This is a genomic window from Duganella sp. GW821-FHT07G03 (assembly GCF_059418605.1).
Genome location: NZ_JBWKQE010000018.1, coordinates 42,636 through 55,458 on the forward strand (window position 1 = coordinate 42,636; position 12,823 = coordinate 55,458).

10 protein-coding genes are annotated in these 12,823 nt (G+C 65.8%); 6 read left to right on the plus strand and 4 right to left on the minus strand.

Annotated features, from left to right (window positions below):
- Positions 1-30: 30 nt before the first annotated feature.
- The 3 genes from AC07OK_RS21145 to AC07OK_RS21155 form a co-directional block, all read right to left on the minus strand.
- Positions 31-660, minus strand: a complete 630-nt coding sequence (locus AC07OK_RS21145) for an FxDxF family PEP-CTERM protein (RefSeq protein WP_494692132.1) — start codon at positions 658-660, stop codon at positions 31-33.
- Positions 661-875: 215 nt separating this feature from the next.
- A complete protein-coding gene (locus AC07OK_RS21150) occupies positions 876-3,650 on the minus strand; it encodes a M16 family metallopeptidase (RefSeq protein WP_494692133.1) in 2,775 nt (924 codons plus the stop codon).
- Between the two features lie 99 nt (positions 3,651-3,749).
- Positions 3,750-5,396 carry a M28 family metallopeptidase gene (locus AC07OK_RS21155; protein ID WP_494692220.1) on the minus strand — a complete coding sequence of 549 codons (1,647 nt, stop codon included), beginning with the start codon at positions 5,394-5,396 and terminating at the stop codon, positions 3,750-3,752.
- 183 nt (positions 5,397-5,579) lie between these two features.
- On the opposite strand from AC07OK_RS21155, the gene AC07OK_RS21160 reads away from it, so the two are divergent.
- Together AC07OK_RS21160 and AC07OK_RS21165 are read left to right on the plus strand one after the other, a co-directional pair.
- A complete protein-coding gene (locus AC07OK_RS21160) occupies positions 5,580-6,515 on the plus strand; it encodes a DUF2167 domain-containing protein (protein ID WP_494692134.1) in 936 nt (311 codons plus the stop codon).
- Between the two features lie 4 nt (positions 6,516-6,519).
- Entirely contained in the window at positions 6,520-7,224 is a 705-nt protein-coding gene (locus tag AC07OK_RS21165; RefSeq protein ID WP_494692135.1) for a site-2 protease family protein, read from the plus strand.
- A gap of 4 nt (positions 7,225-7,228) precedes the next feature.
- On the opposite strand, the gene AC07OK_RS21170 is transcribed toward AC07OK_RS21165, so the two are convergent.
- Entirely contained in the window at positions 7,229-8,629 is a 1,401-nt protein-coding gene (locus AC07OK_RS21170) for a GntP family permease (RefSeq protein ID WP_494692136.1), read from the minus strand.
- A gap of 186 nt (positions 8,630-8,815) precedes the next feature.
- Here AC07OK_RS21170 and AC07OK_RS21175 point away from each other — a divergent pair, with 186 nt between their 5' ends.
- The 4 genes from AC07OK_RS21175 to AC07OK_RS21190 all read left to right on the plus strand — a co-directional run bounded on the left by AC07OK_RS21175 (position 8,816) and on the right by AC07OK_RS21190 (position 12,801).
- Positions 8,816-9,433 carry a hypothetical protein gene (locus AC07OK_RS21175; protein WP_494692137.1) on the plus strand — a complete coding sequence of 206 codons (618 nt, stop codon included), beginning with the start codon at positions 8,816-8,818 and terminating at the stop codon, positions 9,431-9,433.
- 78 nt (positions 9,434-9,511) lie between these two features.
- The gene (locus AC07OK_RS21180; protein WP_494692138.1) at positions 9,512-10,660 is read left to right on the plus strand and encodes a TIGR04552 family protein; all 1,149 of its coding nucleotides are present in this window, start codon (positions 9,512-9,514) and stop codon (positions 10,658-10,660) included.
- A gap of 51 nt (positions 10,661-10,711) precedes the next feature.
- A complete protein-coding gene (locus AC07OK_RS21185) occupies positions 10,712-11,722 on the plus strand; it encodes a hypothetical protein (RefSeq protein WP_494692139.1) in 1,011 nt (336 codons plus the stop codon).
- A gap of 68 nt (positions 11,723-11,790) precedes the next feature.
- A complete protein-coding gene (locus tag AC07OK_RS21190) occupies positions 11,791-12,801 on the plus strand; it encodes a hypothetical protein (RefSeq protein WP_494692140.1) in 1,011 nt (336 codons plus the stop codon).
- The last annotated feature ends 22 nt before the right edge of the window (positions 12,802-12,823 follow it).

The following is a 12,823-nucleotide window of genomic DNA, read 5'->3' on the forward strand; positions in this document are numbered from 1 at the left end:
GGACGGCGTTGACCGGCGACAGCGTCGTGCTCAGGCTGCGGCGCGGGTCCTGCGGCGCGCCGCCCAGCCTACCAGGCCCAGGCCGCCGAGCAGCATGGCGTAGGTTTGCGGTTCCGGCACGGCGTTGACCTCCACCTTATCGATGAAGGCGGTGGCATCGTAGTTGGTCTGGCCGGCAAAACTCAAGGTGGTGGCGCCGGTCGCGCTGAAGGTCAGCGACTTGGCCGTCCAGCCCGCACCGTAGTTGACCGACTCGACGCTCATCACGTTGCCGCCAACGACGACCTGGTAGGTCTCGGTCGGCCCGCCATAATTGCCGCGGCCGGCGTCCATCCAGGATAGCTTGTAGGTGCCGGGTGCCAGGTTCAGCGTCTGCTGGATAAAGCTGGTGCCCTGGATGCCGATCAGCACATTGCCGTCCGGCGTGTTGGGATTGCCCCATGGGCCGCTGTTCGACAGCATCAGCGGGAAGCCGCCGGTCCAGCCGTTGACGCTGCCGCAATCGTAGGGGCCGCCCAGGTAGCAGTAGGAGCCCGCCGGCAAGGCGAAGCCGGGATCTTCAAAACTGCCGTTGACCACCAGGTTGGCCGCCTGCGCGGCGCCACCCATGCTCAGTGTTGCCGAGACCGCTACTAGCGCGGCGCGTATCGTCTTGTTCATAACTGGTACTCCTTGCGAAGTGGGACAAAAACCGGATGAGGCCAAGAGATCCAAGTAGATCATATTTGATGCATTTTGTACACTAAAATTATCAAAATACAATGAAATTTGCAATGTAGTAAATATTCCGCTGCATCCGCGCCACAAAAAAAACCGGCCCCGGACACGTCAGGCGACGCGGCCGGGGCCGGCGGGGACGCTAGCGCGCCAGGCGCTTAGGGTAGCGGATGGCCGTCGGTATCGATCTTGCGCACTTCGCCCAGGTTCAGGGCGCGCACACCGGCTTCAACCTTGCTCATGTCACCCACCACCAGCCAGGTCAGCTTGCCCGGCGTGATGGTGCGCGCCGCCAGCGCGTTGGCCTGCTCCGGCGTCATCGCCAGCACGGTGCCGGTGAAGGTGTTGAAATAGTCGGCCGGCAGCCGGTACTGCAGGATGGTGCCGTAGGCGCCGGCCAGCTGGCCGGCGGTCTCGAACGAGCCAGGCAGGCGCAGGGTCTCGTTTTCCTGCGCGCTGCTCAGCTCGGCCGCGGTGATCGGCTTGGCGCCGGCGATGTTGGCGTACTCCTGCACCAGTTCCTGCAAGGCCGCGCCGGTCTTGTCGGTCTGCACCGGCGAGGTGCTCAGGTACAGGCGCTGGCCCACCGCCGGCTGCAGGCTGGCGTTCACGCCATACGACCAGTGCTTGTCTTCGCGCAGGTTCATATTGATGCGCGAGCTGAAGCTGCCGCCGAAGATGTTGTTGACCACTTGCAGCGGCACCGCTTCCGGCGCGTTGCGCGGCGGCGCCAGCTGCGCGGCGTAGATCACGCTTTGCTGCGCGCCCGGCTTGTCCATCAGGTAGACCACCGGCTGGTCGGCCGGCGCGACCTGGGCCACGTTCTTCTTCGGCACCGCGCCGGCCTTCCAGCCGCCGAAGGTTTTTTCCAGCAGCGGCGTGATGTCCGCCAGCGTGGTGTCGCCCACCACCAGCAGGGTGGCGTTGTTGGGCTTGAACCAGCTCTGGTGGTACTTGACCAGGTCGTCGCGCGTCATGCGCGCCACGGCCGCCTCGGTGCCGGAGCCGGTCAGCGGCAGGCCGTAGGCGTGGCCCTGGCCGTAGATCAGGCCCGGCATCACGCGCAGCGCCATCAGTTGCGGATTGCTCTTCTCGCGCGCGATCGCCGCCAGCCGGTCCTTCTTCAGGCGGTCCAGCTCGTTCTGGGCGTAGGCCGGATGCAGCAGCACGTCGGCGTAGATGTCCAGCGCTTTCGGCAGCGTGGCCTTGAGCGCGTTGAGCTGGACGAAGGCGCCGTCCAGGTTGCTGTAGGCGGAGTACTCGGCGCCCAGCGCCTCGAACTCCTCGCTGATCTTCAGCGAGCCGCGCGCCGGCGTGCCCTCTTCCAGCATGCGCAGCGACAGGCTGGCCAGGCCGGGCAGGTCCTGCGAGTCGGAGGCGTAGCCGGCGTCGACCATCATCGACAGGTTGACCACCGGCGCGCTGTGGCGCTCGGCCAGCACCACCTTCAGGCCGTTCGACAGCGTGGCGCTCTGCATGGCCGGCAGCTTCAGCGATTCAGGCTGGCCCAGGGCCGGCGCCGCGCTGCGGTCCAGCTTGGCGCCGGCGGACAGGTTGGTCGGGAAAGGTTGCACGTCCAGCACGTAGTCGCCGTCGGCCAGCCATTCGTTCATGGCTTGCTTGATGGCGGCCGGCGTGGCCGCCTTGATGGCCTTCAGGTAGTCCTTGTAGCAGTCCGGCTTGCCGGTGTAGGTGGCGCAGGAGGCCAGCAGGTCGCTCTTGCCGCCGAAGCCGCCGACGCGCTCGACGATGCGGGTGTAGCGCGCCAGCAGCGCGGTCTTGGCGATCTCCAGCTCGGCCGCGGTGGGGCCGGACTTCATCAGCGCGCGCAGCTCTTCGTCGGCGGCCTGCTCCAGCTTGCGGGTGTCGACGCCGGGACGGGCGGTCAGCGTCAGGTCGAACTGGCCGGCGATTTCCGACGAGTCGTTGCCGGCGCTGGCACTTGTGGCCAGCTGGTCCTTGTACACCAGGCGCTTGTAGAAGCGCGAGGTCTTGCCGCCGCCCAGCACGTGCGCGGCCAGGTCCAGCAGCGGCTCGGTGGCGGTGTTCGCGCCCGGCACGTTCCACACGCGGTAGATGCGCGCCTGCGGCACGCGGTCCTGCACGGTGCCGCGGTGGGTGCCGCTGCGCTTGGCGATCCACGCTTCATGCCTGGCCAGCGGCGGGCCGGCCGGGATCTCGCCGTAGTATTTCTCGACCTTCTCGCGCGCCTGTTCCGGCGTGATGTCGCCGGCCAGCACCAGGGTCACATTGTTGGGGCCGTAGTTGGTCTTGAACCATTCCTGCACGTCCGTCATCGAGGCCGCGTCCAGGTCCTTCATCGAGCCGATCACGGTCCACGAATACGGGTGGCCGGCCGGCCAGGTGTTTTCCGTCAGCAGCTGGTAGGCCACGCCGTAGGGTTGGTTCTCGCCCTGGCGCTTTTCGTTCTGCACCACGCCGCGCTGCAGGTCCAGCTTTTTCTGATCCAGCACGCCGAGCAGGTGGCCCATGCGGTCGCTCTCGGCGAACAGGGTGTAGTCCAGCATCGAGGTCGGCACGTTCTCGAAATAGTTGGTGCGGTCGCTGTTGGTGGTGCCGTTCAGGTTGGTCGCGCCGATGCGCTCCATGGCGTTGATGAAGGTGCCCTGGTTGAAGTGGTCGCTGCCGCTGAACATCAGGTGTTCGAACAGGTGGGCGAAGCCGGTCTTGCCGGCCTTCTCGTTCTTGGAACCGACGTGGTACCAGGTGTTGACCGCCACCACCGGCGTCTTGTGGTCTTCATGGACCAGTACGGTGAGGCCGTTCTTCAGCACGAATTTGGTGTACGGGATATCGGGGATGGCGATCTCGGCTTTGACGGACTTGGCCGGCTCGGCGGCGTGCAGCGCGCCGCCGGCGGACAACAGGGCAATCGAAGCCGCCAGGATGGTGCGGCGTAAGGACAGGGTCATGCGGAATCTCCTCGGTAGGAAAGGCGGGCGGCAAAAAAAAGCGCACCGGCATTGAAGCGGGTGCGCAAGCATTCTATTGCTTTTTAGTTAAATTGGCGACTACTTGCGCTTGGCCGAGCTGGCGTCGCGGGTGGCGCGGAATTCGGCGTCCTGGGCCCAGTTCGGCCAGGCGCCGGAATCGGCCAGGTCGCGGCCCAGGCCGTACAACAGGCCGAGGTCGTGCGCCATGCCGGTGAACGGCCAGGCCGCGCTCCACTCGTCCGACGGCTGGTGGTAGTTGTTGCTGTTGTAGTCCTCTTCCGCCTTGTGGCCGGCCGCCAGGCCGCCGTCGATCCAGTCGTCGCCGGAGCCGAAGGAAATCGCCGGCACGCCGCGCTTGGCGAACGGGAAGTGGTCGGAGCGGAAGAAGTGGCCCGCTTCCGGTTTCGGATCGGGCGCGTAGGCCATGTCCATCTGTTTGGCCTTGGCGATCAGCTGGTCCAGCAGGTCCAGCTTGGCGCTGCCGGAGATGGTGAAGTTGCGCGCCGGGCCGTACGGGCTGAGCGCATCCATGTTGATCACGCCGGCCGTCTCGGCCAGCGGATACAGCGGATAGGCGGCATAGTACTCGGAGCCGAGCAAGCCCTTCTCCTCGGCCGTCACCGCCAGGAACACCACGCTGCGTTGCGGCGCCGGCGCCTTGCCGTAGGCGCGCGCCAGTTCCAGCAAGGCGGCGATGCCGGTGGCGTTGTCGACCGCGCCGTTGTAGATCTTGTCGCCCTTGGCGTCCGGCAGGCCGACGCCCAGGTGGTCCCAGTGCGCGCTGTAGAGCACGGTCTGTTCCGGCGCGCTGCTGCCGATCACGCGGCCGGCCACGTTCTTCGACACGATGGTTTGCGTATCGACCGCGTAGCTGGCGCTCAGGTTCACGCCCTTGAGCTGCACCGGCTTGAAGTTGCGGGTCTGCGCCAGCTTCTTCAGCGCCTCGAAGTCCTGGCCGCCGCGCTTGAACAGGTCGATGGCCAGGTCGCGCTGGATCCACGCTTCCATAGGCGCGTGCGCCATGGCCGGCTGCTTGCGCACGATGTCGTACATGACGTTGGTGTTGGAGTTCTTCACCGTGGCCCAGCCGTAGGATGCCGGCGCGGTCTCGTGCACGATGATGGTGCCCAGCGCGCCGCGGCGGGCCATCTCTTCATACTTGTAGGTCCAGCGGCCGTAGTAGGTCATGGCCTTGCCGCCGAAGTCGCCGATGCCGGTCTCGAAATCGGGATCGTTGATCAGCACCACGGCCAGCTTGCCGCGCAGGTCGAAGCCCTTGAAGTCGTCCCACTTGCGCTCGGGCGCGTTGACGCCGTAGCCGACGAACACCAGCGGCGCGTTGCGGAAGTCGACCTGCTTGCTGCCGTTCATGGCGGCGCGCACGGCCATGTCGTCGCCCTGCCTGAGTTCCTGCCGGGTGGCGCCGTCGCTGAGCACCAGCTTGACCGGGCCCTTGATTTCAAAGCGGCCCAGCGGCACATCCTGGGTCCAGCTGCGCTGGGTCTTCTGGCCTTTGAGCAGGTCGCCGGCCGGCTGCAGTCCGGCCGCCTTGAATTGCTCGATCAGGTAGTTGACGGTCTTGGTTTCGCCGGCCGTATTCGGGCCGCGGCCCTCGTATTCATCCGACGCCAGCACTTTGACGTCTTGCGACAAATGCCTGGCATCGAACTCCGGAACGCCGGCTGCCTGTGCGGTAGCGGCGGCGACCAGCGAACAAATGAACATGGTGTTTTTCAAATCTGTCTCCGAAATTATTTTAATTAAACTGCGAGGCAATACTGACATGAAATCAACTAGCGAGCAATCCGGTGGCGCGTACCCTTTTTTCCACACTTGGCGCCACTGGAAGTAATTACCAAATACGCAATAGTTTCCTGTAAGATATAGCCTTTCTTACAAGGAGTAACGATGCGCCTGATCCTCGCAACCCTGTTGAGCCTGACCCTGGGCGCGCAGCTGCCAGCTGCCGCCGCGCCCGACGCGGCCCCGGCCCCCAAAGTGACGGCCCAGGAATTCCTGGCCGGGCTGCATTTCCAGACCGGAAAAATCACCCTGCCCGGCAATATCGCCACGCTGGACCTGCCACCCAGCTTCCGCTACCTGACGCCGGAGGACACCAGCAAGGTGCTGGTCGACGGCTGGGGCAATCCGCCGGGCGCGCAGACCTTGGGCATGATCTTGCCGGCCGATGTAGACCCGCTGAGCGCGGCCGGCTGGGGCGTGATCGTCACCTACGACAAGGACGGGCACGTCAAGGACGACGACGCCGACAGCATCAACTACGCCGAGCTGCTGACGCAGATGAAGGAAGGCATCGCCGATAACAACACCGCGCGCAAGGAACAGGGCTATGCGGCGATGACCTTGATCGGCTGGGCCGAGCCGCCCAGCTACAGCAAGGCGCAGCACAAGCTGTACTGGGCCAAGGAGCTGCATACCGAAGGCAGCAAGGAAAACGGCTTGAACTACAACATTCGCGTGCTGGGCCGCGAGGGCGTGCTGGTGCTCAACGCCGTGGCCGGCATGGAGCAGATCGCACAGGTCAAGAACGAAATGAAAAACGTCACCGCCTTCACCGACTTCACGCCGGGCAACCGCTACAGCGACTTCGACAGCAAGACCGACAAGGTCGCCGAGTACGGCCTGGCGGCGCTGGTGGCCGGCGGCATCGCGGCCAAGCTGGGCTTCTTCGGCAAGATGTTCGCGCTGCTGCTGGCGTTCAAGAAAATCATCCTGATCGGCATCGCCGCCGTCGGCAGCTGGGTGTACAAGGTCTTGGGCCGCCGGCGGGAGACAGCGGCCGCCAGCGAAGCGCCGGGCGTCGATCTGAGCAAGCGGGATTGAAGCGATGGGCAAGCTGATCGTGTGGCTGCTGGCCGCCGGCAAAATGGGCAAGCTGCTGACCACCTGCGGCACCATGCTGGTGTCGATGGTGGTGTACAGCTGGGTGTTCGGATGGCGCTACGCGGTCGGCTTCGTGCTGCTGATTTTCATCCATGAGATGGGGCATTACGTGGCGGCGCGACAACGCGGGCTGGACGTCGGCGCCCCCACCTTCATTCCCTTCGTCGGCGCCTGGATCGCCTTGAAGGAGCTGCCGCACGACGTCGAGACCGAGGCCTATATCGGCTTCGCCGGACCGCTGGCCGGCACCGCCGCCGCGCTGGCCTGCTATTTCCTGGCGCGCGAGACCGACAGCCGCCTGCTGCTGGCCCTGGCATACTCGGGCTGCATGCTGAACCTGTTCAACCTGATCCCGATCTCGCCGTTGGACGGCGGCCGCATCACGGCCATCATCTCGCCCAAGGTATGGCTGGCCGGCGTGCCGCTGCTGGCGGCGCTGTTCTTCTACAGTCCCAGCCCGATGCTGATCCTGGTGGCCGTGCTGGCCTACCCGCAGATCAAGACGGCGATCTGGGGCGATCCCGGCAAACCCGCGCAGTACTACGAGGTGGCGCGCGAGACCCGCATCAACTACGGCGTGCTCTACCTCGGGCTGGTGGCCTTCCTCGCCATGATGAGCTACAGCGTGCACGGCATGCTCGACGGCTAGCGCGTCACACCAGCCCGGTCAGGTAGTACACCGCGATGACGAAGAACACCGCCGTGGTCTTGATCAGCGTGATGGCGAAGATCTCCCTGTAGGATTCGCGGTGGGTCAGGCCGGTGACCGCCAGCAGCGTGATGACGGCACCGTTGTGCGGCAAGGTGTCCATGCCGCCGCTGGCCATCGCCACCACCCGGTGCAGCACCTCCAGCGGGATATGGGCCGCCTGCGCGCCCTTGACGAAGGCGTCCGCCATGGCCGCCAGCGCGATGCTCATGCCGCCCGAGGCCGAGCCGGTGATGCCGGCCAGCGAGCTGACCGACACCGCCGCGTTGACCAGCGGATTGGGCACGCTGCGCAGGGCGTCGCTGACCACCAGGAAGCCCGGCAGCGAAGCGATGACGCCGCCGAAGCCGTACTCGGAGGCGGTGTTCATCGCCGCCAGCAGCGCGCCGCCGACCGCCGCCTTGGTGCCCTCGGCGAAGGTGCCGCGGATGCGGCCGAAGGCGGTCGCCACCACCAGCAGGATGCCCAGCAACAGCGCGCCCTCCACCGCCCAGATGCCGATGACGGTCTTGATCGGCACCGCCACCGGCGCGTGCAGGCCGGGCAGCGCTTCGATGGTCAGCGCGTAGCTGTCGCCGTACCAGCCGGGGATCAGCTTGGTCAGCATGAAGTTGGCCACGCCCACCAGCAGCAGCGGCGCCACCGACAGCAGCGGGTGCGGCAGGCCGGTGCTGGCGGCGCGCACGGCGTCCTTGGCGGCGCTGGCGCCGTAGCCTTCGCCCTTGGCCATGGCCGCGCGGCGCCGCCATTCCAGGAAGCTCAGGCCGACCACCAGGATGAACAGCGAGCCGATCACGCCCAGCCACGGCGCCGCCCAGCCGGTGGTCTTGAAGAAGGTGGTGGGAATGATGTTCTGGATTTGCGGCGTGCCCGGCAGCGAGTCCATGGTGAACGAGAACGCGCCCAGCGCGATCGCGCCCGGCATCAGGCGCTTGGGGATGTTGCTCTGGCGATAGAGCTCGGCGGCAAACGGATAGACCGCGAACACCACCACGAACAGCGACACGCCGCCATACGTCAACAAGGCGCACACGGCGACGATGACGGCGTTGGCGCGCGAGCGGCCGATGTACTTGATCGCCGCCACCACGATGGCTTCGGAAAAGCCGGACAACTCGATCAGCTTGCCGAACACGGCGCCCAGCAGGAACACCGGGAAGTACAGCTTGACGAAGCCGACCATTTTTTCCATGAAGATGCCGCTGAACACCGGCGCCACCGCGCCCGGATCGGTCAGCAGCACCGCCCCCAGCGCCGCCACCGGCGCGAACAAGATGACGCTGTAGCCGCGATACGCGGCCAGCATCAGGAACACCAGTGCGGCTAGCACAATCAGGAAGGACATGCGGACTCCTTTCGTTCAATGGGATCGGCACATTGTAGAGATAAACCGGCGTCGGCGGCGCTGGCGCGGCAGCGGAACGCGGGTTTATTTTTTCACAACTCACACATCTTTGCTGATAGACTTGCTTGCATGAAAATGAACCGACGCTGCGTGCAAATATCCCTGCTTTTTCTCTGCGCCTTGGCCATGCGCAGCGCCTGCGCCGCCGATCCGTGGACGCTGGTGCAAACCCAGCTGCACAAAAACACCGGCCTGGTGGGCAACGAGATCGCCACCAATTACGAACTGCCCGGCGACGATGTGCCGGAAACCGGTTCCTACCGGACCCACATCCAGCGCTGGGAAAAAAATGGCACGCCAGCCCGTATGGCACTCGACGGCAGCGAGCCGCCTAAAAAATCCTCGATGGGGCTGGCGCTGGCCGAACGCTTCGCCAACCATCCCGAGGAACTGCTGCAGACGCCCGAATCCATCGTCTCGCTGGGAGCGGCGTCCATCGACAATCGTGCGCTGAACCTGTATGAAGTCCACAGCCGTTTCATCAACGGCAAGGCGCCGATCACCGCGAAGATCTGGCTGGACCCGGCCAGCGGCGCGCTGGTCAAGGTGGCCGGCGTCCTGGCCAATATTCCCATGCCAGGCATCAAAGCAATCAATTTCACCGTGCTCTACCATACCGACAGCGAAGGCCGCAGCCTGCCGGCCAAGCTCACGGTGGACTATTCGATCACGGTGTTCTTCCACACCGCGAAAATCCTGTTCACGCAGGAATTCGTCAACTGGGAAAAGCGGCCGGCGCTGTAAGGGACCGTGCGGCGGTGCAGCATTGACGCTGATCAAGCGGACTGCGATACTGAATCATCGCAGCCCTTGCCTGATGCCATGACCGCACTCAAAGCCTCGCTCAAGAGCGGGGGCAAGTTCTCGCTCAACTGGAGTTATCTCAACGCGATTGCCAACGGGGTGTCGGCAATCGACCTGGGGGCGCTGGCGTTGCGCAACCTGCACGACGCCCACCAGTTCGTGCGCGAGTACGGCTTCGACCTGGACCAGCCGGCCGCGACCGCGCTGATCCAGCGCGCCCACCGCGAGGCCATCGATTTCATCACCGGCAGCTTCCTCACGCCCGAGCAGGCGGCGTTGATTCCGGCCGACGTCAGCCACCCCGACGACCCGCTGGAGCTGCTGGTGTATGCCTCGCTGCGCGGCCAGCATGTGGACGTGCGGCGCATGTGGTCGTGCGCGGTGCTGAAGGTCATGCACGGCATCTTCTACATCGACAACAACCTCAAGCTGCGCCACTTCCACGCCATCCGCGCCCAGGTGTTCGGCTCGCTGGACGAGGTGATACGCCATGACGGCGACCGCCACTACCTGACCGACGGCGAAGTCTGCCTGCCGATGCTGCACTACGACCGCAAGGACAACAAGGGCCGCAGCAGCATCCTGCTCAAGCTGCTGCAAAAAGCCGCCTACCTGGCGGCCGACATCTTCGACCACCTGGGCGTGCGGCTGGTGTTCGCCACCCGCTTCGAATGCCTGCTGGCGCTGCGCACGCTGCAGCGGGCGCACCTGCTGTCGGTCACCAACGTCGACGCCGAGCGCACCCGCAACACCCTGCTGGACCTGGAGGCGGCCAAGCTGATCTTCAACAAATACCGCGCCCAGCTCGAGCACAGCGACCAGTATCCGGCCGAACTGCTGCAAACCATGGACGCCGAACTGGCCGAACTGGCGCAGCCGCAGACCCGTTGCGACAATCCGCACAGCGGCAGCGGCTTCAACAGCATCCAGGTCACGGTGCGCAAGATGATCCACGTGCAGCAGCTCGACGCCGGGCCGGAGCAGGACTACGACGTCGGTTTCTTCTTCGAGTACGAGATCCAGCTGATGGACGAGGCCAGCTACCAGCGCAGCCTGACCGGCCCGGCCAGCCACGACGCCTACAAGAAACGCCAGCTCGACACCGCCCGCACCCGCGTGTTCGGCCGCGAGCTGCTGCGCTGGATCGAGCAGCAGGTTGCAAACTAGACAATCCGCAGGCCAGCCTTTAAGATGGCGCCCTTTCTACAAAAGGGCATCATGTTACGCACCATTTCCATCCTGGGCATCGCCGCCTTGCTGAGCGCCTGCGGCGGCGGCGCCTCCACCGCTCCGGCGCTCGACACCCGCACGCCGGCGCGCCTGACGCCATCGCTGGGCGACTTCTATTCCTACAAAGAGATCTACACCACCACCGGCGCCAGCACGCCAACCAGCACGCCCTACTGGTACACCGCCGTCGTGACCGAGGTGGAAGCGAACGGCGCCTGGACCGAAACCGACGTCGAGGAAAGCCCGGCCGCGCCGCACATGCTGGAGCACGTCCTGGCCGACGGCGACGCCGACAGCAGCGCCAAGAGCGGCTGTACGCGCAGCTACCAGTCGACTTACAACACCAGCCAGCGCGAGCTGGTGGCCGGCGCCAGCTGGACCCGCACCATGGTCGCCGCCGTTGCGGGCAATTGCACCGGCAGCCCGCTGACCTCCGCCATATCGAACACCACCGTGCTCGCGATGGAATCGGTGACGGTAGCGGCCGGCACCTTCCAGACCGCGAAAGTATCCCTCAGCTCCAGCTACAAGTATGCCAACGGCGCGACGCTGGTCGATGAAAGCACCAACTGGCTCGACACGAACAGCCATCGCCTCATCAAAACCAGCAACATCAGGACCAGCACCTCGGCGACCGGCAAGGTCGGTTCGTCCAGCACCGTGGTGGAACTGCAAGGCTATGCGCAGGCCGGGAGCGGGCGCAGCCTGCTCAATGTCCAGCGTTTCGCCGGCGGCTGGAGCGGCTCCTATGCGGGCCCTTACAGCGGCAGCTGCACCGGCCAGATCTCTCCCGACGGCGTACTGGACGCATCCTGCGGCGGCGGCCAGTTCACCATCCATGGCCTGATCGACGCCAATGGCAACGTGACGTTCTCGCTGGGCGCGGGCGGCGCTTCGGGTCCCTCGTTCGGCGGCAAGTTCGACTCGCCGTTGAGCATCCAGGGCACGTGGAGCATGCCCGGCGGCGGCGCCGGCACCTGGCAGTTGAACCACATCTAAGCAGGCGTGCGGTGCGCCGCCGAACCGTACAACGCCCTACCATCGGGTTTTAGACGGAGAAAGCGGCGATGCGCAATCCAGTCCTTGCATGGCTGCTGGCCGCGGCGCTGGCCGGCGCCGCCCACGGCCAGGACGCCGCGCCGCCGCGCGTGACGGTCACGGCCACGCGCGACCCGGTCGACAAATCCTACCGCAAGATGATCGCCGGCATGCAGCGCTTCGAGCGCGAGCATGCGCTGGCGCCGCAGGCCGCGCTGCGCTTCGAACTGCTGCCGCGCCTGCCCACCACCCGGCTAGCCGGCATCACCCTGCGCGTGGCCGGCGACACAGTGTCGCTGCCGGTGCCGGTGGCGCCCGACCACACCTTCACGCTGGAACTCAACACCCAGGCGCTGAAGGAAGACGCCGCCCTGGTCGCCAGCAGCAAGACCAGCACGCTGACCTGGCGCGCCCGCGTGCGCAGTCCCAGCGTGCCGGCCGGCATGCGGCGGCTGGGCGATTTGCGGCTGGAATGCAAGGTCGGCGTGCAGGCCGGGCTGCTGTCGAACAACGACCAGCTGTTCGCCTGGCTGGGCGAGCTGCTCACCGACGCCGACCGCGTCTGCGCTACGCCGCAAGGCAATTACCTGTTCTTCAGCGAGCGTCCCCTGTTCGCCATCACGCTGCACGACGGCGCCCGCAGCGCAGCGCTGCCGTTCGACCTGCTGTACGCCGGCGGCACGCAGACGCCGGCCACCCTGCCCTACTGCGATTGCCAGGTGCTGCTGGACCGCAGCTTCTACGCGCCGCTGTGGGACCACGGCTGGTCCGACGACACGCTGCTGGAGTTGAGCTACCAGGACGATCCGCCCGGCGCCGCCGACATCGCCGTGGCCGACGACCACCGCAGCACGCAGCAGATGCAGGCCGCGCTGGGACCGGCCAGCGTGATCCGCTTCGACAGCGGCTACCAGGTCTGGCGCTACCGCTATCCGTCGCTCAGGCCGGCCAAGGATGGCGCAGCGCGCTATGCCGACTTCGTCATCCTGTTCGGCCCGGACGGCATGGCGCGCAAGGCCCGCTTGAGCGAGCGCTTGTAAAGCCTGGCGGACAGGATCATGA